The following is a 24,461-nucleotide window of genomic DNA, read 5'->3' as shown; positions in this document are numbered from 1 at the left end:
CTTCAACGCCGAGCCTGCGCCACCGCCCTGGCCGCGGCAACCCGCGCCTTCGCCTTGGCGGCGCGCTTCTTCAGGCGAGGTAGGCCGTCGGCGACCTCCCAGAACTCGGGATTGAGACGGCGGTGCTCAGGGTTGGCCTCGGCGAGATGGTCCAGCGCGCGCAGATAGTGTCGTCGAACCCAGAGATATTTCTCCGCGCAGGCCGCCACCGGATGCGCCAGGCCCGTTTTGATCGTCGCCGCGAGGCGGGCGAGATAGTTGGGATAGGCCTGGTCGTCGGCGCCGATGGCTTCGACGACGACCTTCCACGAGAACCAGTCGAAGAACATCCATCCGTCGTCGTCCTCGAGCAAGAAGGATTCGAGATAGGCGGACTCTTCCCGGCGAGAATGGCGGTTGCTGCGGTGGCTGCGCCCGACCTCCAGCGCTTCCGGATCGATGATCACGCGTGGGTATTTCGCGCTCTTGCTCTCCAGCTCATAGGCGCGAACCATCGCCGGTCCGACGATCAGCTGTTCGTCGTGATAGAGGTCGCCAACCGTCACGGCGCCGCGGATCATAAAGCCGGCGGACGCCAGCGTGATGGTCGTGATCCCGATGTCATTGAGCAGATAAAATACGCCCGACGGTTCCGTGACCCGGAAGGACAGGACCACGCAGTCGGAGAACTGCTGGAATCTCTGGCTTTCGCCCATGGCGTCGTCGCCGATGGCGCGCAGCTGCTCCATCGCCCACAGGACCTTCTGCAGCGCCTCAGGGTCGGTGGCGGTCCGATCCACGATCTCCTTGAAACCGAGGAAGTCCACAAACAGGATGAGGCGGCGTTCGTAGGTCTTGGGCTCTGGCATGGTCCGGCGGCGAGGGCTGTGAAGGATGGTTCTCCAACTAGCCGATTTCCGATTTACGCCGTGAGCGGCGTTTCTCGGGCGCGGCGTTTCCGCGTTGTCGCGCCGCGTGGCGGCTGTAAGCTGCGACGGGCCGGATCGCGGCGGCGGCACGGAGGCGGCTCTTGACGACAGACACGCCGACGACCGCAAAGGTCTTCTTCTCCTGGCAGTCCGACACCGCTTCCCGCGAGAACCGCAGCCTGATCGAGTGGGCCTTGAACCGGGCGATCAAGATCCTGAAAGCCGACGTCGATGTCAGCGAAGCGGACCGGTCCCTCGCTATCGACCGGGACACCATCGACACCCCGGGCATGCCGCCCGTCGCCGACACCATCTTCAAGAAGATCGACGAGGCGGCGATTTTCGTCTCCGACCTGACCTATGTGGCCTTCAGGGCACGCGGCGAGGGCATCCCCAATCCCAACGTCCTCCTCGAACACGGCTGGGCCCTGAAATCCAAGGGGTGGCCCCAGGTCGTGGGCCTGATGAACACCGCCTACGGCCATCCCAAGACCCATCCGCTGCCGTTCGATCTCCTGCATAGCCGCTGGCCGATCCTGTACAATTGCCCCGCCGGCGCAGACGACGCAGTGCGCAACGCGGCGCGTGAGGAGCTCGCCGCCGTGCTCGTCAAGGCGCTCAAGCTGAGCATCGCCGATGACGGCTTCGGCGCCTCGGCCCTGGGACCGCACCCGCATGACGTCGCGCTGCTCGACCGGCTCCGCAAACTCATTCCCGACCGCATTCACAACTTCCTTGTGACGCACAGCTTCGGGACGCCGTTCCCCCGCGCTCTCCTCGATCCGCTTTTCGCCCTGCGTTTCGAATGGATCGGCGCGCGGCACGAGTTTCATGATCGGAAGCTACAGGCGGCGCTCGAGACGGTGCGCGAGGCCAATGAAGCCTTCTACTCGCTGGTCGACACCCACGTCAGCGCAACCGAAAACCGGAGCGACTGGTGTACGGCCAAGCCTCAGGAGATTCCCAACGAGACGTCCCGCCAGGCGATGTACGCCGCCATCAAGGCGCTGGACGGGACGGCTTCCCGTCTGGCCGAGACCCTGGACGCGTTCGAGCGCGTCGCGCGCCATCGGATTCGCGCCGAGCCGGCGGCGGGGCAGGTCGTAGACACAACGGCCGAGGCGACGAAGGCGTTTGAGGCCGCCTGGCGTGTTCATCCGCCGGCCATCGTCAGCCAGCCCAGCCTGTCGATCCGTTATGCGCCGCTGTCCGTGGACAGCCGTAAACCGTTGACGCCCGCCGCCATCGTCGCCGCCTTGCCCGGGTTCGCGCCCAATCTCGACGACCGCGTCCAGGAGGGTGCCGACGAAACCCAGTGGTGGGTCAACAAGCTGTCGGTCCCTCGGCCCGGCTTCCCCAACCCGGAGACGGAATGGCTGACGCGCGTGATCCAGCCGGGGGTCCTTGAGCACATTTTCACTTTGGGGGCGCGGGAGGAGGACGACGCCGTGATCCTCGTTCCGGGCCGACGCCTAGAAGGCCGCCTGGTCCGGGCGCTGGATCATATCGCCGCGCTCGCCGAGGCCATCGGGCTCGGCGGACCTGCCTTGGTGGATGTCGTGGCGGTCGGCGTCGAGACCGTGGAGCTCACAGAGGCCCGGGGCGGCGGCCGGCCGATCGGCAAGCCCTCCCTAGCCGTCGCCCGCTTCGAATATTCGCCGCGCAACGCCGCAGGGGACGCCCTTCGCCCGATGTTCGAGACCCTGTGGCTGGCGTCCGGATGGCGCAACGGCTCGCCTTCGTTCGGCCGGGGCGCCTGGGACGGGGCCGGCTCGCCCCTGTACGCGGACTGACCCGCCTTTCAAGTCCGATGCACCGGATGCGGTCGCGAGCGGCCATCCGGCGCGTTGGCTCCCGCCCGGCGATGGGCCTAGGCTGACGCCATGACCAAGGATCAGCCGATCGAATTTCCGGACGATTTCTTCGATCCTCCGCAGCATCGTCCTCCGTGGTGGCCCGACGACCCTGTTCTTCGCCGCGCGCTCGACTGGTTCAAGGCGAAGATTCCGGAGCAGCGGTGGAAGAGGCGGCGGCTTGCCGCGGCGGAACGTCTCTACCGGGCGACCTTGCGCGACCTCGCGCCCGGCGACCGCGGCCGCCTGTTCAACGCCGCCGACACCATGGGCTGGTATCTGTTCACAGCCGAAGCGAGCCTGGACCACATCCAGAACTACGACTTCACTTGGGGGTCGCGCGTGGTTCCCGTCTTCCTGGCGATCGGAAGGGATCTGGACCATCTCAAGGAGGTCGCCGGGATCGAGGACCGTCTGGATCGGCTGCTGAACGGCGAAAAGGCCCAGCCCAACGGCGCGCTCTTCGAGATGCTCGTCGCCATCGCCTATCGCAAACGCGGTGCGACGGTGTGCTTCGTCCCTGAGACGCCCGGGCGGGGCCGAACCTACGACCTGCGCGTCGAGATGGACGGGGTGACCTTCGCCGTCGAATGCAAACGCATGGAGGTCGGCGACTACGGTGAAGCCGAGCGCGACATCATGCGCCAGAAATGGGGGCCGCTCGCCGTGACCTTCGCCGAGTTCGGGAGGAGCGTCTTCGCCGACCTCCATTTCTATGTTCCGCTCGCGGACATCCCCGAGGACTATCTGCGCGCTAGGGCGATCGCCTATCGGATGGGCGGCGAACGGGGCGAAACCTGGGATGACGCTATCGGCCGTGGGGTCATCCGCCCGCTCGATCTGACGCGGCTCGCCGAGGCGCTCGAAACGACCATAGTTGGCGCGAGCTCGACCCGCCTCATCGAGTTGCTGACGGGCGACTACGTCCGCAACGGCGCCTACAGCACCATCTTGCACACGACCGCAAGCGCCAATCCCAGGTATGTCGAAGGGTGCGATCTCGCCGTGGTGATGCGCTGGGCGACGGATGCCCCGGCCGCTGTCGACGCCAAGGCGCGCGACATCAAACGCAAGCTCTTCGAGGCGAACGATCAGCTCGCCGATGACCTCCCGGGCGTCATTCACATTGGTTGGGAGGCCGTGGAAGGCGACCATGTCGAAGCCGCCAGGAACGCCAAGATCCTAGAGACCGCGGCCGAGTTCGACCCTCGGGGTAAGCCGCTGGAGTTCGTCTACTGCCACTATCTCGTCCCCGAGGTTCCGCCGGATGAGACCTGGGCGTTCGACGAAACCACCCAGTGGCTGCCGATCCGACCGGATCGGCTGACGCCGATGACGGACCTGTTCCTGATCACCCCGCCTGAGGCACACATGCGGCATGGCGGCCACTGGCTCGCATCAAGACGCTAAGGGCTCCGCCCTCGCGCAGGCCAGGGTGAAGCCGCTTCGCCGCCGGACCGGCCGGTCTCCCCAACCTTCCGCGCCTGCGAGGGCTCGAATGCTCTTAAACCTAGGCAGGCTTGTGCAGGTCGGGCGATCCCCCTCCGGCCGGTCCGCCCTGGCCCTTGCTACCCCGGTCTCGCCGACGGGCAGGGTTTCAGGCGCGCAGTTCGCGTGCCTGCAACCCATGCCCAAAGGAGGCAGAGACATGACTGCTCAATCCATCGAAACCGTCGCGACCGCGCCGCAACACGGCGCGGAACTCATCGTGCCGCTGAACCGGCTCAAGGCTTCACCGAAGAATGCGAGGAAGACGCCCCACAGCCCGGCGACCATCGAGGCCTTCGCGGCCTCGATCAAGGCCAAGGGGGTGTTGCAGCCGCCCGTGGTCGAGATCGAGCGGGACGGGGAGGGCGTTCCGACGGGAAACTACCTAGTGACGATCGGCGAGGGGCGTCGTCAGGGACTTCGGCTGCTGGCCAAGCGCAAGGCCATCAAGCGGACCCATCCGGTTCGGGTCATCGTGGACGCCGAGAACGACGCCCACGAGATTAGCCTTGACGAGAACATGACCCGCGAGGCCATGCACCCCGCCGACCAGTTCGAGGCCTTCCAGCGGCTCGCCGTTGAGAAGGGCTACGGCCCCGAAGAGATCGGCGCCCGGTTCGGTGTGTCCGCCCATGTCGTGCGTCAGCGTCTCCGGCTCGGCTCAGCGGCTCCGGAGTTGATGGCGGCCTACCGGGCCGGGACGCTGGCGCTGGATCAGTTGAGCGCCTTCTGCGTCAGCGAGGATCAGGACCGGCAGCGGCAGGTGCTGGAGCAGGTCGGCCCCCATACCCCGGCCTACGCCATCCGGCGCGCCATGACCGAGGCCAAGGTGAGCGTCGGAGACCGGCGCGTCCGCTTCGTCGGCGTCGAAACCTATGAGGCGGCGGGCGGGCCGGTGTTGCGCGACCTGTTCACCGAAGACGGCGGCGGCTGGCTGGAAGATGTAGCCCTGCTGGATCGGCTGGTCGGCGAAAAGCTGGCCGGGCTGGCCGACGAGGCGCGCGAGCGGGAAGGCTGGAAGTGGGCGAAGCCCGCCCTGGACTATCCGGACGTCTCGGCCTTCGGACGGGTCTATCCGGTGGCCGTCGAACGGTCGGAGGCGGACGCCGCCGAGATCACGGCCCTGTCGGAGGAGTATGACCGGATCGTCTCTGAGGCTGGCGCGGAGGGGCTGTCGCCCGAAGCGGATGCGCGGCTGGAGGAGATCGACAAGGCCTTGCAGGCTTTCGGCCCTGACTTCGACTACGCCGCCGACGCCAAGGCGCGGGCGGGGGTCATGGTGATGCTCGGCCATGACGGTCTGGCCCGGTTTGAGCGCGGACTGGTCCGCGCCGAGGACGCGGTGGCGCCGCCGCTGGAGGAGGAGACGGTCGAGGACGACGGCAGCGACGCCGACGCCGGGAGAGGCGGGGGCGCGCCGGAGCCGGAGGAGGACGGGCGCGCCCTGTCGGACCGGCTGGTCATCGACCTCACGGCCCACAAGACCATGGGGCTGCGCGACGCGGTGCAGGCCGATGTGAGCGCGGCGCTGGCGACGGTGGTTCACGGCTTGGCGCTGCAGGTCTTCTATCCGGGCTATGGCCTCTGGACGCCTCTGCAGCTTCGCCTCACGGCGACCGGGCTGGAGCGGCTGGCGCCGGGCGTGGAGGACGGGCCTGCCGGTCGGCGGGTTCGCGACCGGTGCGAGGCTTGGGGCGCGCGACTGCCCGAGCGCGCCGAGGACCTGTGGGGCGTGGTGTTCGGGTTGGCTCCATCGGACCAGTTGGACCTGATGGCGTGCTGCGCCGGGGTCGGCCTCTACGCCGTGCGTGATCCGCACGACCGGCGACCCGGCGCCTTGGCGCAGGCAGAGACGCTGGCGACGGTGGTCGGCCTCGACATGAGCGGGACGTGGTCGGCGACGGCGGCCAGCTACTTCACGCGCGTTCCAAAGACGCGGGTGCTGGAGGCGGTGACGGAGGCCGTCAACGCGGAGGAGGCGGGGCGGATCGCCGGGTTCAAAAAGGGCGACATGGCCGAGGCGGCGGAACGGCTGGTGGAAGGCAAGGGGTGGTTGCCCCCGGTCCTGCGGACGGTGTCCGATGCAGCCGAGCCGGAGGACGAGAGCGCGGACGAACCGCGCGATGACGACGCCTATGCGTTCGCGGCAGAATAGCCGTCTCCACCGCGTGTGAAAACTTGCCGCGCGCCCTTTGGGGGCGCGCGGCTTTTATTTGGGGCGGGCCGTCTGGCCCGCACGTTACCAAGAACCGCCTGCGACGGTGATCGGGAGCGTCAGCGTGTAGCTATCGCCCTCGCTGTCGCCCATCTCGAGCGACTTCATCTGCGGCTTGCGACGATGGCCGAACCACGTCTCGGCGACCTGTAGAAGGTCGCCGATCGACTGTCGGGAGAGAAAGCGGTCGAGCAGGCGGTCGGTCAGCTCGGGGTTCGGCATTGCGTAGAAGTCGCCGGGCGCCGCGATGGCGTCGAGCGACGCCGCCTCGGTAATCAATGGGCGCTGGAACATCTTGCGCGGAACGGTCAGCCCCTTGTCCGCAAAGGCCTCCGGGAAGATAGGCGCCATGAAGTCGATGATGTGGGTCTCCGTCTGGATCCACATATGGAAGCCGTCTTCCGAGGAGGTGATCGTCGAATCCTGTTGTTCGCCGAAGAAAGCCATCTCTGGCGTGTCGTTGGCGCAGAACGCGAAAGCGCCCGCCACGACCGAAGCCTTGATCCGGTAGTGCTTGTTCAGGATCAGGGCACCGACGCAGGCGAAGAAAATGCAGCCCTTTTCTGACCCGCCGAACGCCCGGCTGACGCCGTGGGCGACCTGATAGATGCGATTGTAGTCACTCAAGGGGATCAGATAGCGGCTCATCGGGCGGTTCCGGTTGGCGGGTCGGTAACATCGCAGCCGTGGCGCTGCGGCACTAGTCGATCAATGCTCGAGCTTGAGACGCAACACGAAGCTCCCGGTCGGGTCGATTACGTATCGCGACAAAAGTCGTTGAGCTGTTACACAAAACCACATCACCCGAGCGCCGAAGCTCTCGGCCGCAATCCGGCGTGACAGGGTGCCCATAATCGACCGTACTAGCACAGGCGCTCAGGAATCGAGGCGGGGCTGGCCCTTCAGGCCGGGACCGAAATAGGCTTCGCATTCAAACCGTCGACGTCGGAACAGCGGAACCACTGCCGTTGCCAGGGCCCGCGACAGCCCCCATCGAAACAACAGCGTCAATCCCGCGAAGGTCAGAACCCAGCCGGTGGTGATGAGCGCGGGTCCACTCGTCCAATCCGTCGGCGTCGATTGTAGGACCGCCGTGACCAATGCTGCGAGGGTATTGCGGGCCGCGTTCGCCAGCAGCAAGCCCAACGCCGCCGCTGAAGCCAGCGCGGCCAATTGTAGAACGACCTGGCTCGGGGACGCGAAGGACAGGGCTCCTCTGAGAAGGCGACGACGAGATTTTTCGGGAAACACGACCATGATTGAGCATATGGTCACGCTACCGGACTATCCAAGATCAGCGCCGGCATTATGAAATTCGAGATCCGCCATGTCCCACGGAGACGACGACGCCTTGGCCGCGCCCATAGAGGTCATCGATCTGATCATCGATGCTGCTGCGCCAGAGAAGGCGGACGCATGGCGACGATTGCGCGACGGACTGTCGATCAGCTTTCATCCGGTTGAGGATCGCAAGGGCGTCACAATGCACGCCCGCGGTCGGCGCGTGGAGTTTGACGCCAAAACCATGGCCTGGATCTGGCTGCTCGGCTTTACAGCTTGGCACGCCTTCCGGCTCCACGGGCCCCATCTGTTCTGGCGCGTCCTGACCGGCCGCCAGATCGATGCCGCGCTGCGATCAAACGACGGCGGCTATGCTGCGGCGGAAGGCGACTACGAGGCGCTGCTCTATGCGATGCGCGATTTTCACGCGCTCCAGGTCTTTGACCTGTCTGACGATTGGCCTGCTGGAGTGCCCCAACCCCAAAAGGACAAGGCCGGCTTCGACATCGAACAACAGGCCGCCTTCGACCTGACCATGATCGCGACGGCGTATGTGCTGCTGCATGAGGTGAAACACGTCGAATTCAACGCCGCCGGTTCGCGACCGACGCGACCCGAGGAGGAATTCGCCTGCGACGCCTTCGCCCGTCATTTCATCCTCGATGACGCGGCCGACTACGCCGCGGAGGCGTCCTCCGCCGCCGACGATGTCATCGGAAAACGCGCGGCGGGCATCGCGATCGGCATATACATCCTCTACGCTTTCACGCCCTCCGGCGGCCGCGCGGGTTCGGCCGAATACCCGCCTGTCGCCGAACGGATCGAAGCCTTGTTTCCCGACGTCCGGCTGGCGGACGATCACTGGTTCTGGGATTTCGCCGCCTCGCTGCTGATCGCGCTCATCGTTTCGCAGGATCGGTCAGCGACGATACCTGAGCTGGACGGGGCGCCCTTGGCCCATGCCCTCGTGCAGATGCTGCGCGGCAGCTAGCGCGATTTGACGGTATGACGGACGTCAGATGCACCGCCTGATTCCTCTTATCGGCCTACTCGCGGCCTGCACGCCATCGCCGCCGACCGTCACGGGCCGGGGCTCGGTGATCGATGGCGACACAGTCGAGATCCACGACCAGCGCATCCGGCTTTGGGGTGTTGATGCGCCGGAAGGGCGGCAATCCTGCGATGGTGCCGACGGGGCCGCCTATGCCTGCGGTCGCTTGTCCGCCAATCGCCTCGACCAACATCTTCAGGACAAGACGGTCTCGTGCTTCGAAGAAGACACTGACCGATACGGGCGGATGGTCGCCCGCTGCGAGGTCGATGGAGAAGACTTGGGCGCATGGCTGGTGCGGCGGGGCTATGCTGTGCGCTACGACCGCTACGCGGGGTCAGCCTATGTTCTTGAGGAAAGGGCGGCTCGTCAGGACCATACCGGTATCTGGGCCGGCGCGTTCACCAACCCGGAAGACTGGCGCCGGGCGCACCGTTGAAGGGGCATGAAGCCAGCGAATTAAAGCGACGTCTGCCTGCTCGCCGCCTCAGCCCCGTCGCCAAGTCGGCGAGCTCGGTCCAATGAATTGGTCGCGCGTGCTGGCTATGTCCACCTTGGCGCGAGAAGGGCTCGAATGCGCCGGCGCGCACGCGGCGCCGCATTACCTTTCTCTCAACGGTTGAGCTACACCTGTCCGTATGAAGCTCACTCACATGGACGAGGCGTACTGGGCGGAGCGGCGCATCGCAGCGGAGCGCGAGTTCCCGGGCTCCTCCTATGGCGTTCGTCCAGATCTGACGGCGGAGGTGGTCGATCGCTTTGAAGACGCCCTTCATGCCGAGTCGGAGGAGGCGATTCAGAACTGCCTGACCGAGAACCCCTATCTCGTTCAGTACGCCATTTCGAATTCCGGCCATCACGGCACGTGGGTCTATCCCAAGCAGATGATCCGGCCGAAGGCCGCGACGGGCGAGCCGGGGCTAATTCCGGACTTCCTTGCCGTGACCCGGTCGTCGCTGGGTGACCACTGGTGGGTCGTAGAGCTCAAGCGGTTCGACACGCAGTTCGCCGATGCCCAAGGCGGAGGAATGAGCCCGATGGGGCACAAGGCCGTAAGCCAGGCGGCCGGCTATCTCTCCCACTTCCGTGAGTACATCGATGCCATTCGGAGCCATGTCCGTATCCCGCGCCTCACCCAGCCGTCCGGCGCATTGATCCTGATCGGCGACTCCCAGACCGAGAGTGAAGCCCAGCGCACCGTCCGCTCCAACTTCGTCCGAACCGCAACAAACATCGACGTGGCGAGCTACCGACGCATCGTTGTGCACGCTCGCATGGATGTGGGGTTCACCCGCAATTCGAGGCCCTTCAGGCTTGAGCCCATGGGAAGATCTGATCTGGCAGCGCTGGGCGAGGACGGCGCTGGACCGGGTTCAACCTGCCCAACCAAACGGACCGAAGGGGGCGCCGCGCCTGGAGGCCGACGTTGATCCTCACCGAGCTTGATTATGGAGAGGTGCGTAGCGAGAGAAAGGATCTCGACCTCATCATCGAGGCGGCCGGGGAACGCTTCCAGGTTCCGGTCCGCTTCGTCGAGGACGAGCTGAACCTCGGCCCGATGGATGATTTCACGCTGAGTTATGGCGCGACCCTTAACCTGACGAAACTGGGGCCAGCGGCGTTCCGGACCCTCGGCCCGGCGAACATCACCCGGGGCTTTCGTTTGGCCAATGTCGGCGGAGTCTACATCCAGACCCGCGGCGACCTTCACCTGTGCCTGGAGCTTGAGGCCGTGCCCTCGGTCGATCCCGCCCGGGGCGGCGAACTGGTGTCTTGGTATCGACTATTCCGGAGCACGGAGGGCGAAGATGCTTTGATCCCTCTGACCAAACGGCCTGACAGTGCCTTGGTGGATGCGATCGATGAGGCGCTGGCCGCGCTTGAGCAGGTCACACCGCATGACGAGGGCGAGGCCGGTGGCCACAACGGGCCGCCGGAGCCTGAGGCCCTCTCGGCCGAGGACTACGAATCCGTCAGAGAGACGCTTGTCATGCTCCGCGCTCGAGCTGTGAGAGAGGACCTGACCGCCGCCCAGCTGCCGGCCGCGATCGCCACACTCGACGACTGCGTGCGCAAGATCACAGGGTGGGCCCGCAAGCGTCTGGCGATGGTCGAAGAGGGCTTCTATCGCGGTGTCGGAACCGCGGTTGGCACCGGTCTGGTAGGTCTGGCCGCCTGGGTGGCGACCGGCGGAAAAATCGGCACAGTGAGTGCGTTGCTCTCGACCTACGCCGGGCACCTCCTCGGCAAATAGCCGGCGTTGGCGACTTGCGTGGCAACTGAGTCCCGGTATCCCATCCTCAACCGAGCCCGGCGGAGGATTCGTGAGCGCGATTTCAAACAGAACCAAACATAAGGCGCAGGTTTACGACGTCGCCTTGAATGCCTTCTTCAAGGCGCGCGATCTCGACGCCGAGAGCCTCGATACGCCGAAGACGGACATCGGCTGGGATATCGCCGAAGCTATGGTCGCGGCAGCGATCAGCGGCGTCACCTACAAAACCCGCAACCCGGAAACCCTGGCCGATGCCGCTATGCTGCTGCGGGGTCTCGCCGACCAAGTTGAGGACAATGGTCTCGCGACACTGGATTGGGGTTATCGGGGCGACATGCTGTCGCGCCATGCGTGGCGGCCCGACATTCGTAAGACCGAGGGGCTGGCCGAACTTGACCGCCGCATTGACGCGGTGATCGAGGGGATGATGGGGACCACCCGCTCGCTGTCCGTCCCCGACAAGCGCGCCATCGTCTGTCTCTCGTTCGTCCGCTTGGCGCTGGACCACGTCTGCGATCTAATCGACCAGGAGCCGCAGAGCGCCGATCCGATCCGCGCAATGGCGGTGGCCGTCGTCGAGGGACGGCTGGATGAGATTAAGACGACTTCGGCAGGCTCGATGCAGCGCGCTCCCAACAGCGACGACTGATGTTGAGAAGATTCAATCATGCCTTGCTCACAACGGGGTCATCGGGGAGACTCCCCCGGTGAAAAAGACGCTCGATCATCTCCCGCTGCCCAAGCAGTCTGAACTCCGTCACGTCGTCGATGTGATCCGCGCGTCTTTCGATGAGGCCATTTCGACGCGTCGCGCCGCCCGCTTGAAGAACGGCAAGATCCTCAAGATCATCCTCTATGGCTCATATGCGCGCGGCGACTGGGTGCATGACCCGGTCGGCCGCTACTTCTCAGACTTCGACCTGTTGGTCGTCGTGGATCACGAGGATCTCACAGACGGCGAATTCTGGTTCGACGCCAACAATCGGACCATGCCGGGCGAGGGCGAAATCCGCACGCCGGTCAGCATAATCGTCCACAGTTTGGACGATGTGAACTATCAGCTCGATCGAGGTCGCTACTTCTTCGCCGACATCCTGCGAGACGGCGTCATCCTGTACGACACGCCCGGTGTGACACTCCACAAGCCGGTAACGATCAAGGCGAAAGCCGCCTTGGCGGAGGCCGAAGGATTCTTCTCCAAGTGGATGGTCAGCGCGCAAGACTTCACCGAAGTCGCTGAGTTCTGCGTGACGCGGGGCAAGTCAAACCTGGCGGCCTTCAATCTCCATCAGGCATCAGAGCACCTTTACCACTGCATTCTGCTCGTGGTGACGCTCTACAGCGGCAAGGCTCACAATCTCGCCTTCCTGCGCAAGAAGGCCGAAGCGATCGACGCTCGTCTCGCCGAAGCTTGGCCGCGTGAGACCAAGTTCGAACGCCGGTGCTTTGAGTTGCTACGAGAGGCCTACGTGAAGGCGCGCTACTCCGAACACTACAAGATCAGTGACGAGGAGCTAACCTGGTTGACCGAGCGGGTCCAGATTTTGCGCGGGTTGACCATAGCCGTGTGCGAAGACCGTTTACGCGATCTACGCGACGAGGCGGGTCGTGGCGACATTTGAGCCGCGCGGGCCGGACGCTCTTCGGCTCCTAATCGTGGATCCGAACGAAGACCTTGGGACCGAGTACAAGGCGAAGGTCAATCTAGAGACGACGCTGGGGCGTGCGAAGCTGGCGAAGCATTTGGCGGCGCTCGCTAACCATGGGGGCGGATATCTTGTCGTCGGCTTCGATGACGATCTCAAGCCCGAGCATCCTCGGCTGGCGCTGCCCAACCGGGACGACATCTCCCGGGTCGTGAAGACATATCTGGACCCGCCGTTTCAGTGCGATGTCCGTGAAGTGTCGGACGCGGCCGGGCTGCTCTACGCGGTCATCTCCATACCATCCCATGGGGCGACCCCAGTTTGCTGTCGCGCCGATGGTCCACAAGACGAGAAAGGAAGGGTGCAAGGCGTCAGCTGCGGTGCCTACTACATCCGCAAACCCGGCCCCGAAAGCGCTCCGATTACGTCGCCTTCAGAGTGGGCTCCACTGATAAGGCGATGCGTGTCCACAGAGCGGTCGAGCATCTTGGGCGCTATTGAATTGGCGCTTGGGGGCGGCCAAGCCTCGATCTCAGCACCATCTCTGCAAACGACGCTAGACCTGTGGGACTCAGCTGCGGCCTCTGCTTACGCCAAGGATGTCGAGACGCATCGTCCTGGCGACAAAGTCGCTACGGCTCACTATCGCTTCAGCTATGCGATCGAGACGACAGGAGACTTACCGCGCCTCGATGATCTGCCTGAAATGATGAGGCGGGTCGGCCTCGAGCTCGACCGCGAAATCTACACCGGCTGGGGGATGTTCCATGTCTTCCCGGGTCCCTTGGCCCCGCATTTCAAGACCGACCTGAATTTCGATGATGGGAACGTCGAGTTCCTTGAGATGAACATGGTCGAGGTGCCGAGCCAAGTTGGCATGACCGACGTTTGGCGGGTCTCCGGTACCGGGCTGGCGTGTATCCATCGCGGCTACATTGAGGACACCCACTGGTGGAAGCAGGTTCCGCCGGGCACTGCCTTCAGCCCCAACCAGATGGCGATGAACATCGCCGAGCTTGTGCGTCATGCGTCCCTGCTTGCCCGTGAATTTGGCTCCGCCAACCAAGTGCATTTCCGGTGTGAGTGGCGCGGCCTCTCCGGCCGAAGCCTGCAAGACTTCAGCTATCCCTGGATGCTGGAAGGTCACCCGGCGACCACCGACGTGCGCAAGTCCCGGGCGGCCGCGACGATCGGGGCCTTGGAAACGAACTGGACCGAGGTCGCCGCGGAACTCGCGGGGCCTGTCGCCCGGGCCTTCGGCATCGGTCGCGTTCTGACCCCGGAATGGTTCGCCGGACAAAGCACGACTTGGCGCAAACGGTCCTAGCCTGAAATGAACTCGTCGGTTCCGATGGCCCAGGATCCCTTGAGCTTTTCGAAACCCGGACTCGCCTGAGCGAGCATCGCATCGGCCTCATTCTCGTCCGGGGTGACTCCGGCGAGCGACCAAGGCGCGAGGCGGATGACGCCCCAGCCGCGCCGGTTGTTGGGCATGAGGGGATCGACGGTCGGAATCCATTCGGTGAGCCGAGGCAGCGCCTCGAACCACGTCGCCCAGGCCGTGCCGACCGCCTCTCCTTCGGACGGCTCCAAGCCCCGACTGACAAGGCCAATCACCTCGCCAGCCATGTTGAAGACAGGGCCGCCGCTCATCCCGGATGGCCAGTTGGCGCCCACCTCGAAAACCGGAGTGGGATTGGCCCGATCACGACCCTGGGGGTAGAGCGCTTTCACGACGCCGTAGCCCGCGAACATGCCTTCGGCGACGCGGGTCTTCGCCCGCTCGGCGTCGCCATGGAAGGTGTCGATCTGCGGATATCCGACAGCAACCACGACATCTCCGATGCGGGGTCCCGGCTGGCGAAGGCGGATGGGGAGATTGGCGATCAGTTTTTCGGGGGGCCGTTCGGCGGAGCGCAGCACCGCCAGGTCCAGCGGTTTGCGTGTCACGCCGCCCCCGGTGAAGGCCATCGGATCCTCGACCTCGATGCCGGGGGTGTAGGTCTGGATAATCCGCGCCAAGGCCTCTTGCGGAATGCCGATGGTGCCGAAGATCATTCCGATCCCCAGCATGGCGACCAGCGTCTGGCCCCCGTGGAATTCATAGACCAGGTCAGACTGTTCGCCCGCCTTGGGGCGGCCGGTTCTCATGAAGTCGACCACGTGATCGGCCGTCAGGAATGTGCCCCAGGGATCCGCGGCGAACGCGGTCCCCATACCATGCAGCCGTCCCTGTTCGTCGGCGGCGAACATCGGCAGGATCGCCCGGCGGATGCCGAACGGATCCTGCACGAGGAACCGCTCGATGCCCTCGCCAGATCTGGGCTCAAGACGGTGTTGACGCTCGCCCGCTACGCGCGCCTCGCAGGTCTGGATCGGAACTGCTGAGAAGGTGATGTTGGTCTCTGGCATCGGGGGGCCTCGCTTCGAGGATATTAGCGGAAATCCCGCGTCCGCACCCGGATCGCCTCCAGCGACAGATCGGGGATGTAGATGTCCCGCACCTTGGGTGATCGGGCGTCGGGCGCGCTACCGCGATAGACTTCGTCGCCGCGGCCGTGGGGCAGGGGGAAGGGACCGCGTTGGCCTAGCGAGGCCAGGAGGTCGGAGCCGTCATGAAGGCGGGTCGCCACGATGTGGACGACCTCGCCCTCGCGCTGGACCTTCCCGTCGACGACGAGAAGGCTGGAGCTGAGCACGACCCGGCGCTGCTGTTCGTAAAGGCTCGGCCAGATCACCAGATTGGCGACCCCTGTCTCGTCCTCGATTGTGATGAACATCACGCCCTTGGCCGAGCCGGGCTTTTGCCGGACCAAGACCAGGCCGGCGACCCGCGTCAGCCGCCGGTCTCGCATCGCCGAGGCGTCAGCGCAGGTCATGACATGGCGGGACTGCAGAGTGTTGCGCAGGAAGGCGACCGGATGCTCGCGCAGCGTCAGGCCGACGTGGCTGTAGTCTTCCACGACCTCCTGGCCGGCCGGCATCCCCGGTAATGTGAGTTCGGCTTCCGAAACCTCGGGCGTCGTTTCTCCATCGTCCTGAACGACCGCGAACAGCGGCAACGGGTCGTCGCGAAGGCCCTTGATCGCCCATAGGGCCTCACGCCTTTGGAGGCCCAGGCCCGGCAGGAAAGCGTCCGCTTCCGCCAGTCGCGTTAGGGCGCCCACCGGCGTGGAAGCGCGTCGCCAGAGGTCCTCGACGGTCGCGAAGACGCTCTCGCACCGGTGAGCGACGAGGCGGCCCGCCTCCGCGTTCGCCAGACCGCGCACCATGCGCAGGCCGAGGCGCACCGCGAACCGGTCTTCGCGATCCGTGGGCTCTAGGGTGCAGTCCCAGCGGCTGGCGTTGACGCAGACCGGGCGGACCTCGACGCCATGCTCTCGCGCGTCACGGACAATCTGGGCCGGGGCGTAGAAGCCCATAGGCTGGGCATTAAGCAGGGCGGCGCAGAAGACGTCCGGGTGATGGCATTTGAGCCATGACGAGGCGTAGGCAATCAGGGCGAAGGACGCCGCGTGGCTCTCGGGGAAGCCGTAGGAGCCGAAGCCCTCGAGCTGACTGAAGGTTTTTTCGGCGAACTCGGCTGTATAGCCGCGCTCGACCATCCCGCCGACCAGCTTGTCCTTGAAGTGGCTGACCCCGCCGGTGAACTTGAAGGTCGCCATGGCCCGGCGCAGCTGGTCGGCCTCGGACGCGGTGAAGCCGGCGCATTCGATGGCAACCCGCATCGCCTGCTCCTGAAACAGGGGCACGCCGAGCGTCTTGCCGAGCACCTTCTCCAGTTCCGGCTTGGGATAGACGACAGGCTCCTTGCCCTCGCGCCGACGCAGATACGGATGGACCATGTCGCCCTGGATCGGGCCGGGTCGAACGATCGCCACTTCGATCACCAAGTCATAGAAGGTGCGCGGCTTGATCCGGGGGAGCATGGCCATTTGCGCCCGGCTCTCGATCTGGAAGACCCCGAGCGTGTCCGCCTTGCGGATCATGGCGTAGGTCTTCGGGTCCTCGGCCGGGATTGTCGCCAGATCGAGCCCTATCCCCTTGTGGTCGCGCAGCAGGTCCAGGCCGCGCCGCATGCAGCTCAGCATCCCGAGTGCGAGAACATCGACCTTCATGAACTTCAGAACGTCAATGTCATCCTTGTCCCACTCGATGACCTGTCGATCCTTCATCGCCGCCGGTTCGATGGGAACGAGATCATCGAGCCGATCGTCCGTCAGCACGAACCCGCCGGGGTGCTGGCTCAGGTGACGCGGAAAGCCGATCAGCTGGCGCGACAGGTCGAGCGCCAACCTCAGGCGACGGTCCTGGAGATTGAGGTTCAGCTCTTGGACATGCCGATCTTCGACCCCTTCGCTGGAGTAGCTCCAGACCTGGGACGACAGGGTCTTGATCAGGTCCTCGGACAGGCCGAGGGCCTTGCCGACGTCGCGCAGGGCCCCGCGAGACCTATAGCGGATCACCGTGGCGCATAGCGCCGCGCGGTTCCGCCCGTAGGTCTCATAGATCCACTGAATGACCTCCTCGCGCCGCTCGTGCTCGAAGTCGACATCGATATCCGGCGGCTCCTTACGCTCCTGGCTGATGAAACGTTCGAACAGCAGGTCGTTGCGGCCGGGATCGATGGAGGTGATGCCGAGCACGAAACAGACCGCCGAGTTGGCGGCGGACCCGCGCCCCTGACAGAGGATGTCCCGGCTTCTGGCGAAGCGGACGATCGAGTTCACCGTCAAGAAATACGGCGCATAGCTCAGCGCCTCGATCAGTGTCAGCTCATGGCGAAGGCTGGCCCGCACCTTGTCCGGCAAGCCCTCGGGGTAGCGCTCCGCCGCGCCCTCCCATGTTAGTTGCTCCAGCGCCTTCTGCGGCGTCAGGCCGGGCAGGGCGGCTTCCTTTGGATACTGATAGGTCAGTTCGTCCAAGCTGAACCGGCACCGATCGGCTATATCCAGACTTCGCTGGAGCGCCTCCGGATAGCGAGCGAACAGCCGATGCATCTCTTCGGCTCGCTTCAGGTAACGGTCGGCGGACCGCTCGCGCTTAAACCCGACGTCATCGATCGTGCAGCCTTCGCGGATGCAGGTCACGATGTCCTGCAGGATGCGGCGGTCCGGATGATGGAAGAGAACGTCATTGGTCACGACTGTTTTGACCCCGAGTTCTATCGCCAGCTCGGACAGCTGATGCAGCCGCATCTGATCGCGAGGCCGGCGGCGCAGCGTCAGGGCGCAATAGGCGTCAACGCCGAAGATGCCGGACAGGGCGGAGAGACGTTTGCGGCATCGCGCATCGGCGCGATCGGTCACGAGCACGGCGATCAGGCCCTCGGCATGGTCGGCCAGATCGGACCAGTCCAGATGACAGGCGCCCTTGCCGGCCCGGGACTTGCCAATGGTGAGCAATCGACACAGCCGGCTGTAGGCGGCCCGATCGGTTGGATAGACCAGAATGGCAGCTTCATCGACGAGCTCCACGCGACAGCCGATAATCAGACGAACGCCGGTAGCCTTCGCAGCTTCATGGGCTCGGACAATGCCGGCGACGCTGTTCAGGTCGGTAATGGCAAGCGCCTCGAGACCGCACGCGGCGGCTTGAACAAAAAGCTCATCACACCCGCTCGCTCCACGCAGAAAGGAGAATTGGGAAGCGCACTGGAGCTCAGCGTATGCCGGATTCATGTTCCGTATTTGTTCTGAATTAAGGTCGCAGTCAAACCCTCCTGTCTGACAATGTCAGAATTGCATCGAACTTATGTTGACAATGTCAGATGATTCGGGAGACAGTGTTATTACTGGAGGTGTCCAATGAGTGATGGTCCCTATCGCACCCTCGATATGAGCAAGGTTTGGAAAGCCTTGGCGAAGATCGCCGAGAACGCCGCGCATACGGTCGCGGAGGTCGCCGAGGCGTTTCGCCCGGCGTTGGTCGAGGAGTGGAACGCTATCCGTCCTGACTTCGCCGAAGCGGTGAAGGCCGCGCTCGGCGATGATGATCGTGGACGACTCTTCTCCGAAATCGCGGTTGCCGAGACCGAGCGGCTGCGTTCTCAAGCCGCTAACCCCATGGAGGCGCTGCTGGCGGACCATGCCCGGGACCAGGCGCGGGACGCCCACCTCGGCGGCGCCGCCTACGAAAAGAGCATCGAACACTTCCTCGAAGACCGGGCGATCCGAGGCTCCCGCCAGATGGAAGAACATTATCACCGCGAACGCTCGCCGGACGCCGGACGTCTCCGCAACCACCTCGCGGCAGCGATCACCTCGGGGGACCTGGCGCAGTTGGCTTCAGGGCTCGCGAGCGGCGCAGGGCGTCGCGCCCTGACCGCGAAAGCGGACCGAAGCGGCCTGGATGAAGGAGTCGCCCTGTGACTGCGCTCAACACCGTCAGCGGACAGCCGACCTTCCTGGTCGATGTTCTTGAGCCGGGCGTGGCCGTGCGCGCCGAATCGTCTGCCGCAGTCATCGGCGAGGTAATCGAGCTCGATACCGAAGGGCTTGAGAGTTACTTCTTCGCTGACTGGAATCCGACCCTGATCGATCTGCTTGTCGTCGCCGGCGCCGCAGAGTTCTGCGATGCCGTCAAACGACGCCCTCTGCACCAGTGGGGCCGCCACTTCGACCTGCGCATCGCCGTCCACGACCCTGCGCTCTGGAACAGCGAGGCGGTCAAGACCGCGCTTGAGGACGCTCTGGGATATCTGACCGGCGACGTCTGGCGCTTTACCTTCGTGCCGCGCCGCAAGGCGGTCGAGCGACGGAACTCCACCCTCGATCTCGCGGGCGGCGTCACCACCATCATGCCCTACAGCGACGGGCTGGACTCCCGCGCTGTGCATGCGCTCGTGGCGGCGAAAGAGGGGGCAGCAGGCCTTGTGCGTGTCCGCCTCGGCTCCGGCGGCGTCGATCAACCGCGCAGCAAGAAGAAAAGGCAGCCCTTCACCGTTGTGCCTTATAAGGTGAACTCCAGCGAGAGGGTCGAGACCTCCGCGCGTTCGCGCGGCTTCAAGTTCGCGGCCGTCACCGGCATCGCCGCCATCCTGGCCAAGGTGGAAAGGATCGTGGTGACCGAGAGCGGTCAGGGCGCCTTCGGTCCAATGCTCGCCGTCAGCGGCCAGATCTACCCGGACTATCGCGTCCATCCGACCTTCTCGCGCCGCATGGAGCGGCTTCTGTTCGCTCTGACCGGGCGGGCGGTCCACTATGAGTATCCCCGGCTGTTCAGCACCAAGGGCGAAACCCTTCGCGCCGCGAACGCCCTGCGTCAGCCACCGACCTGGAATGACACCCGGTCCTGCTGGCAACAGTCGAGGCAGACCGGATTTGACGGCAAACGGCGTCAGTGCGGTGTTTGCGCCGCCTGTATGTTGCGCCGGGTCAGCATGTTGTCGGCGGGCATCGATGAGCCTGCCAGCGCCTACGTTTGGGAACGCCTTTCGGCAGAGCAGTATGAGGACGGGGTCGTCGACGGCTTCGTCAAACTCACTCCAGCGTTAAGGGCGTATGCCGTCGCAGGTGTACTTCACATGGACCACTTGGCGGACCTCGTGGAATCACCTCTACACGCACGCCAGCTGAGGCACGCCGCGCGAGACGCCGCCGAAGCGTTGAGTGCCGACCGGGTAGAAGTGGAAGAGCAGTTGCGTTCGATGTTGGAGCGGCACGCCGAGGAATGGCGCGCTTTCAGGAAGTTTCTCGGGCCGCGCTCATTCGTCTCGCAGCTCGCAAGCGCGCGGTCGTGACCGACGCTCTCTCGCCGGAGGAGTTGGGCGAGCGCCTGCGCCTCGCCCGGGAAGCGGCCCGCGTGACTCAGGCCGCCGCGGCTGAGGCCCTGCAGATTGCTCGGACCACTGTCGTCGCGATCGAGCAGGGACAGCGCCGGCCCCGCCTTGATGAACTGCAGCGGTTCGCGTCAGTATATAATGTTTCGGTCAATGCGCTCCTTCGACGAGAGGCAGTGCAGATCGATCTCAAGCCACGCTTCCGCCGCACCGGCGAGCCCGATGCAGCGGTTGAGGAGGCGGTGGAGTTGCTGACCACCCTGGTCCAGGCCGAGCTTGAGCTTGAAGCTCTTCTGGGGGTGCGGCGTGTTCGTAACGATCCGCCCGAACGGCCTCTGTCCCCGGGGAATGTCGTTCTTCAGGCGGAGCAGGACGCAGGCGAGCTCCGCCAGTGGCTCGGGATAGGGAGCGGACCGGTTCAAGACATCGTCTCGGTTCTGGAATTCCAGCTGGGCGCCCGAATCTTCACCCGCAGACTGCCGGCAAAGATCTCTGGCCTCTACGCCTTCGACGAGGTCGCCGGCGCCTGCATCCTGCTGAATGCGTCGCATCCGAAGGATCGGCGAGCGCAGACCGCCGCGCATGAGCTCGGTCACTTCGTCTCGACGCGCAAGCACCCCGACGCGCTCTACGCTGGGTCGCCGGAGACTAGCCGCGAAGAGCGCTACGCCATCGCATTCGCCAAGGCCTTGCTCACTCCGGCGCGCGCCGTGATGACCCAGTTCAACTCTGTCACCGTCGGCGCGACCCAGCTCACCCGGCGCCATGTCATCGTCATGGCCCATCTGTTCGGAGTCTCTCGCGAGGCGATGGTTCGACGGCTTGAGGAAATCGGACTCACCAAGCCGGGAACCTGGGACTGGTTCGTCAACAACGGCGGCATAACCGACCAACAGGCGCGACAAGTCTTGGGGGAGGCGATTGCGCCCGATGAAGGACGTGCTGACGCCGCTCGCCCCGTGTCAATGCGGGTCGGCCTGCTGGTGGGCGAGGCGTGGGCCAAGTCGCTGCTTAGCGAAGGTCAGATCGCCCAACTGCTTCAACTCGATCGGGTCGATGTGCGGGCTTTGATCGATGCCTATGAGGACGAGGAGGTCGGACGGGACGACTCGCCTCGGCTCTTGGTTTGAGGCGAGCCGCATGAGGATCGCTGACGCGAGTGTTTGGATCAATCTCATCGCCACCGAGCGCGCGCATGTCATTCTTCGCGCTACGCCGGTCCCGCTGCGCATCACTGACGTGGCGCTCGCCGAACTAGAGCGCGGTCGTTCTAAGGGAAGGCAGGCCGCCGACGAAATGGCGGCGCTGCTGCACATGGGTCTGACCGACGTGGTAGCCCTCGCAGCGGAAGATGAGGCGCTGTTCGTCTCTCTGGTAAGCGGCCCCGCAGCAGAAACTCTAGACGATGGTGAGGCCGCGACCCTGGCCTGCGCCCACAGATTGGGCGTCTGCGCGTTGATCGACGAACGAAAGGCCACCCAAATTGCCGCGCGGCGTTTCGAAACGCTTGAGGTCCTGTCCACAGTGGACCTGCTTCTTTCGCCGGAGGTTCGCAACGCCTGTGGCGAGGACCTCGGCGATGTGCTGTTCGGAGCCCTGACCGGCGCCCGGATGCGTGTGCCCGATCACCATGCCGAAGAGATCGTGCGGGTGGTGGGCGCTGAACGCGCCATGAGTTGCCACAGTTTGCCGGCGCGTTTGCGTCGGCCAGGGGGCTGACGCCGGGGCGGTCAGCCAAACCGCCCGTGGATGAACCAGGCCTGCGAGCCCGTCATGGCGTCCTCGCCGTCGCCCGCGCGGAAAAGCCAGAAGCGTTCGCCAGCATCGTCCTCGACCTGGAAGTAGTCGCGGACGGCCCACATCTCGGCGTCGCGGCGTCCCCATTCGCCGAAGATCCGTTCCGGGCCGTCGGCCCGGCGGACCCGACGGCGGACGCCGCGCCAAGTAAAATGGGTCGGCGGATTATCGGGCAAGAGCGCCATGGTCTCGATCGGCTCGGGTCTCCGGAATAGCCGCGTCGGACGCGGCCAGTCCGGCGTCCAGGCCGTTCCGGTCGGCGCCGCCATAGGCGCGACCTTGCGGGTCGATCGCTCGGGGACGTCGCTCTCCACGGGGGCCAATCGGTAAAGCCGTTCGGCGCCGATGCGGTTCGACAGGGTATCGACCAGAATCGATACGTCCGGCGCGGCCTCCGCGCCCAGCCCGGCGGCGGCGTGGCGCCATTTCAGGGGTTCCGCCGCGCTGGCCGCGAGCGTCATGCGCTCGATGCCGAAGCCGGGCTCGATGGTCTCGATCTTGTCGGTCAGCAGCCGTGCCAACCGTTGTGCATCCCTGATCGGCTGGGCCAGGCCGATGCGAACGGCCTCGATCCGGTTGTCGACGCGGAAGCAAAGCCAGTCGAGGCGGCGCGCGCCAAGCCCGCGCGTTTCCAGCTGTCCGCACAGGGCCTCGGCGAGGGCGCCGGCGTAGCGGGCCAGCGTCTCAGGAGCTCCGATCGGCTCGGCAAAGACTTTTTCGACGCGAGGCGTCTCGGGTGCCTCGACCGGGATTAAGGGCTCGCCTGACCGGCCATAGGCCTGGTCGAGTCGTCGTCCAAGCGCCGCGCCGAACCGCAGTTGAAGCGGCGCGCGCGGCCGGTGGGCGATGTCGCCGATCCGCTCGAACCCCATCCGCCTCAAGCCGGCAGGAAGGTCCGCCGGGAGGCGCAGCGCTTCTAGCGGCAAGGGGGCGAGGGCCGCATCGATGCCGTCGTCTCCGATTATGGTCTGGTCGGTGCGAAAGCGCGCGACCGCATGGGCGGCGCCCAAGGTGGGACCGATGACGCCTCGGCCGCCTATGCCCACGCTTCGGAGCCGCGCTGTCAGATCGCTCAACAGCGACACCTCGCCCCCCTGAAGGTGGGCGGCGCCGGTGATGTCGATCGCCACGCCATCCGGTGGATTAGCCTGACACATCGGCGCGTATCGATGCATGGCCCACAGGGCGAGGCGATCCAGGGCGTCGGTATCATCGTTCGGGTCGGCGGCTCTGACGTCCAGGCCCGGAATCAGCGTCTGGGCCTGGGTCGCGGCCATACCGACACGCGCGCCGAATACGGCGGCAGCGGCATTGCAGGCCGTCACGACCCGCTTGCGACCCATCCTGCCCGTGAGGATGAGGGGCTGATCAAGCGGCGGCGCGCCGGCGCCCAGTCGCCGGCGCAGCCGATCGACGGACCAGTTTGGCAGGAAAAGCGAGACGACCCGTCTCATCGCAAGCGTCCAGAATGAAATCCGCCGCGTCGGCGCCGCGGCAGCGCATGAGTTCGATCCGCCAGCGCGCCCGGCCAACGCCGGGAACAGGCAAGGGAGCCGACGGCTCGGCGCTGACACGCCACCGTGTGGCGGCGGCAGTCGGCTGGCCGAAGTCGGCCGCCTCGGCCGCTCGTCGCCATCGGCGGACCGCCACACCGACGACCCCCGACGCCTCGGCGGCGAGCTGAAGGCGTCGGGAGGCGGTCATGGTCAGACGCGACGTCTCGCAGACGACACCGGCCAGTCCGCCATGTCGCAGACCCTCTTCGAAACAGGCCATCAAAGACTTCTCGTCCCCGGCCTCGACATAGATGACCCGATCTGGATTGAGCCCGGCGTGGCTGAGTGCGGGGGCGAACAGGTCCGGTCGGGTGATGCACCACAGCACTTGTCCGGGCAGGCGGGCGACGATTCCCGCCGCGAACAGCGCCGCCGCAGCGCCGCCCACAGCGTCGTCTCCGCCGCCGGCCACTTCGTGCAATGCGCCCAGAGCGAGCCCCCCGCCCGGAAGGACGGCGTCCAGCGCAGCCACCTCAAAGGGAAGCACGCCGACCGATTTTCGATCCGTCTGCTCCAGGGTGCGCACCTGGGCGCGCAGGTCTTCAAGGTCGGCCGGGCAGACGGCCTGCATGGTCGAAATCCTCCCTAGGGGATAAATGTTCTTGAAACGT

At 65.3% G+C, this 24,461-nt stretch carries 21 protein-coding genes; 14 read left to right on the top strand and 7 right to left on the bottom strand.

Annotated features, from left to right (window positions below):
- Positions 1-2: 2 nt before the first annotated feature.
- Complete coding sequence (locus tag ACW17W_RS09350; RefSeq protein ID WP_492076601.1) at positions 3-998, bottom strand: hypothetical protein; 996 nt, start codon at positions 996-998, stop codon at positions 3-5.
- 11 nt (positions 999-1,009) lie between these two features.
- Between ACW17W_RS09350 and ACW17W_RS09345 the strand changes: the two genes are divergently transcribed.
- The 3 genes from ACW17W_RS09345 (at position 1,010) to ACW17W_RS09335 (ending at position 6,404) form a co-directional block, all read left to right on the top strand.
- Positions 1,010-2,701 (top strand): hypothetical protein, encoded by a 1,692-nt coding sequence (locus ACW17W_RS09345; protein ID WP_492076600.1) that lies wholly within the window; start codon positions 1,010-1,012, stop codon positions 2,699-2,701.
- A gap of 90 nt (positions 2,702-2,791) precedes the next feature.
- The gene (locus ACW17W_RS09340; protein WP_428062574.1) at positions 2,792-4,171 is read left to right on the top strand and encodes a hypothetical protein; all 1,380 of its coding nucleotides are present in this window, start codon (positions 2,792-2,794) and stop codon (positions 4,169-4,171) included.
- Positions 4,172-4,409: 238 nt separating this feature from the next.
- Positions 4,410-6,404, top strand: a complete 1,995-nt coding sequence (locus ACW17W_RS09335; RefSeq protein WP_428062576.1) for a ParB/RepB/Spo0J family partition protein — start codon at positions 4,410-4,412, stop codon at positions 6,402-6,404.
- Between the two features lie 84 nt (positions 6,405-6,488).
- On the opposite strand, the gene ACW17W_RS09330 is transcribed toward ACW17W_RS09335, so the two are convergent.
- Both ACW17W_RS09330 and ACW17W_RS09325 read right to left on the bottom strand, forming a co-directional pair.
- Complete coding sequence (locus ACW17W_RS09330) at positions 6,489-7,112, bottom strand: DUF2026 family protein (protein WP_428062578.1); 624 nt, start codon at positions 7,110-7,112, stop codon at positions 6,489-6,491.
- Between the two features lie 228 nt (positions 7,113-7,340).
- Positions 7,341-7,721, bottom strand: coding sequence for a hypothetical protein (locus tag ACW17W_RS09325; RefSeq protein WP_492076599.1), 381 nt, complete (start codon positions 7,719-7,721; stop codon positions 7,341-7,343).
- Between the two features lie 70 nt (positions 7,722-7,791).
- Here ACW17W_RS09325 and ACW17W_RS09320 point away from each other — a divergent pair, with 70 nt between their 5' ends.
- The 7 genes from ACW17W_RS09320 (at position 7,792) to ACW17W_RS09290 (ending at position 14,044) form a co-directional block, all read left to right on the top strand.
- Positions 7,792-8,736 carry a phage exclusion protein Lit family protein gene (locus ACW17W_RS09320; protein WP_492076598.1) on the top strand — a complete coding sequence of 315 codons (945 nt, stop codon included), beginning with the start codon at positions 7,792-7,794 and terminating at the stop codon, positions 8,734-8,736.
- A 28-nt stretch (positions 8,737-8,764) separates the two neighbouring features.
- Positions 8,765-9,235: a thermonuclease family protein gene (locus ACW17W_RS09315; protein ID WP_428062584.1), complete on the top strand. Its 471-nt coding sequence runs from the start codon at positions 8,765-8,767 to the stop codon at positions 9,233-9,235.
- 214 nt (positions 9,236-9,449) lie between these two features.
- Positions 9,450-10,226 carry a Shedu anti-phage system protein SduA domain-containing protein gene (locus ACW17W_RS09310; RefSeq protein WP_428062586.1) on the top strand — a complete coding sequence of 259 codons (777 nt, stop codon included), beginning with the start codon at positions 9,450-9,452 and terminating at the stop codon, positions 10,224-10,226.
- Positions 10,223-11,050, top strand: coding sequence for a hypothetical protein (locus tag ACW17W_RS09305; protein WP_428062588.1), 828 nt, complete (start codon positions 10,223-10,225; stop codon positions 11,048-11,050). The genes ACW17W_RS09310 and ACW17W_RS09305 overlap by 4 nt, the downstream gene beginning before the upstream one ends.
- A gap of 70 nt (positions 11,051-11,120) precedes the next feature.
- Positions 11,121-11,720, top strand: a complete 600-nt coding sequence (locus ACW17W_RS09300; protein ID WP_428062590.1) for a hypothetical protein — start codon at positions 11,121-11,123, stop codon at positions 11,718-11,720.
- Positions 11,721-11,778: 58 nt separating this feature from the next.
- On the top strand, positions 11,779-12,693 hold the full coding sequence (locus ACW17W_RS09295; RefSeq protein ID WP_428062592.1) for a HEPN domain-containing protein: 915 nt from the start codon (positions 11,779-11,781) through the stop codon (positions 12,691-12,693).
- Positions 12,680-14,044, top strand: a complete 1,365-nt coding sequence (locus ACW17W_RS09290; RefSeq protein ID WP_492076597.1) for an AlbA family DNA-binding domain-containing protein — start codon at positions 12,680-12,682, stop codon at positions 14,042-14,044. Before ACW17W_RS09295 ends, ACW17W_RS09290 begins: the two co-directional genes overlap by 14 nt.
- On the opposite strand, the gene ACW17W_RS09285 is transcribed toward ACW17W_RS09290, so the two are convergent.
- Positions 14,041-14,970 (bottom strand): S1 family peptidase, encoded by a 930-nt coding sequence (locus ACW17W_RS09285; RefSeq protein WP_492076596.1) that lies wholly within the window; start codon positions 14,968-14,970, stop codon positions 14,041-14,043. The two genes, ACW17W_RS09290 and ACW17W_RS09285, sit on opposite strands and share 4 nt — an antisense overlap.
- Positions 14,971-15,152: 182 nt before the next feature.
- Positions 15,153-18,398: an error-prone DNA polymerase gene (locus ACW17W_RS09280; protein WP_492076595.1), complete on the bottom strand. Its 3,246-nt coding sequence runs from the start codon at positions 18,396-18,398 to the stop codon at positions 15,153-15,155.
- 126 nt (positions 18,399-18,524) lie between these two features.
- Here ACW17W_RS09280 and ACW17W_RS09275 point away from each other — a divergent pair, with 126 nt between their 5' ends.
- From ACW17W_RS09275 to ACW17W_RS09260, 4 genes are read left to right on the top strand one after another with little or no spacing between them, the layout of a single operon-like run.
- Positions 18,525-19,088, top strand: coding sequence for a hypothetical protein (locus ACW17W_RS09275; protein ID WP_428062600.1), 564 nt, complete (start codon positions 18,525-18,527; stop codon positions 19,086-19,088).
- Positions 19,085-20,458 (top strand): 7-cyano-7-deazaguanine synthase, encoded by a 1,374-nt coding sequence (locus tag ACW17W_RS09270; protein ID WP_492076594.1) that lies wholly within the window; start codon positions 19,085-19,087, stop codon positions 20,456-20,458. The genes ACW17W_RS09275 and ACW17W_RS09270 overlap by 4 nt, the downstream gene beginning before the upstream one ends.
- On the top strand, positions 20,455-21,627 hold the full coding sequence (locus ACW17W_RS09265) for a helix-turn-helix domain-containing protein (RefSeq protein ID WP_428062604.1): 1,173 nt from the start codon (positions 20,455-20,457) through the stop codon (positions 21,625-21,627). The genes ACW17W_RS09270 and ACW17W_RS09265 overlap by 4 nt, the downstream gene beginning before the upstream one ends.
- 10 nt (positions 21,628-21,637) lie before the next feature.
- Positions 21,638-22,216, top strand: a complete 579-nt coding sequence (locus tag ACW17W_RS09260; RefSeq protein ID WP_428062606.1) for a PIN domain-containing protein — start codon at positions 21,638-21,640, stop codon at positions 22,214-22,216.
- Positions 22,217-22,227: 11 nt separating this feature from the next.
- On the opposite strand, the gene ACW17W_RS09255 is transcribed toward ACW17W_RS09260, so the two are convergent.
- Together ACW17W_RS09255 and ACW17W_RS09250 are read right to left on the bottom strand one after the other, a co-directional pair.
- On the bottom strand, positions 22,228-23,748 hold the full coding sequence (locus ACW17W_RS09255; RefSeq protein ID WP_428062608.1) for a Y-family DNA polymerase: 1,521 nt from the start codon (positions 23,746-23,748) through the stop codon (positions 22,228-22,230).
- Positions 23,663-24,421, bottom strand: coding sequence for an ImuA family protein (locus tag ACW17W_RS09250; protein ID WP_428062610.1), 759 nt, complete (start codon positions 24,419-24,421; stop codon positions 23,663-23,665). The genes ACW17W_RS09255 and ACW17W_RS09250 overlap by 86 nt, the downstream gene beginning before the upstream one ends.
- Positions 24,422-24,461 lie beyond the last annotated feature (40 nt).

It is taken from the genome of Brevundimonas sp. FV1ye29L (assembly GCF_058681095.1).
The sequence above is the reverse complement of the archived record's forward strand: the minus strand, read 5'-3'. Positions and strand labels throughout refer to the sequence as shown.

Bases quoted from the DNA above. Each gene is read 5' to 3' on its own strand.
- ACW17W_RS09250 (WP_428062610.1), bottom strand. From the start codon at position 24,421: ATGCAGGCCGTCTGCCCGGCCGACCTTGAAGACCTGCGCGCCCAGGTG.
- ACW17W_RS09325 (WP_492076599.1), bottom strand. From the start codon at position 7,721: ATGGTCGTGTTTCCCGAAAAATCTCGTCGTCGCCTTCTCAGAGGAGCC.
- ACW17W_RS09260 (WP_428062606.1), top strand. From the start codon at position 21,638: ATGAGGATCGCTGACGCGAGTGTTTGGATCAATCTCATCGCCACCGAG.
- ACW17W_RS09275 (WP_428062600.1), top strand. From the start codon at position 18,525: ATGAGTGATGGTCCCTATCGCACCCTCGATATGAGCAAGGTTTGGAAA.
- ACW17W_RS09280 (WP_492076595.1), bottom strand. From the start codon at position 18,398: ATGAATCCGGCATACGCTGAGCTCCAGTGCGCTTCCCAATTCTCCTTT.
- ACW17W_RS09320 (WP_492076598.1), top strand. From the start codon at position 7,792: ATGTCCCACGGAGACGACGACGCCTTGGCCGCGCCCATAGAGGTCATC.
- ACW17W_RS09330 (WP_428062578.1), bottom strand. From the start codon at position 7,112: ATGAGCCGCTATCTGATCCCCTTGAGTGACTACAATCGCATCTATCAG.
- ACW17W_RS09335 (WP_428062576.1), top strand. From the start codon at position 4,410: ATGACTGCTCAATCCATCGAAACCGTCGCGACCGCGCCGCAACACGGC.
- ACW17W_RS09340 (WP_428062574.1), top strand. From the start codon at position 2,792: ATGACCAAGGATCAGCCGATCGAATTTCCGGACGATTTCTTCGATCCT.
- ACW17W_RS09310 (WP_428062586.1), top strand. From the start codon at position 9,450: ATGGACGAGGCGTACTGGGCGGAGCGGCGCATCGCAGCGGAGCGCGAG.
- ACW17W_RS09315 (WP_428062584.1), top strand. From the start codon at position 8,765: ATGCACCGCCTGATTCCTCTTATCGGCCTACTCGCGGCCTGCACGCCA.
- ACW17W_RS09255 (WP_428062608.1), bottom strand. From the start codon at position 23,748: ATGAGACGGGTCGTCTCGCTTTTCCTGCCAAACTGGTCCGTCGATCGG.
- ACW17W_RS09285 (WP_492076596.1), bottom strand. From the start codon at position 14,970: ATGTTCGCCGCCGACGAACAGGGACGGCTGCATGGTATGGGGACCGCG.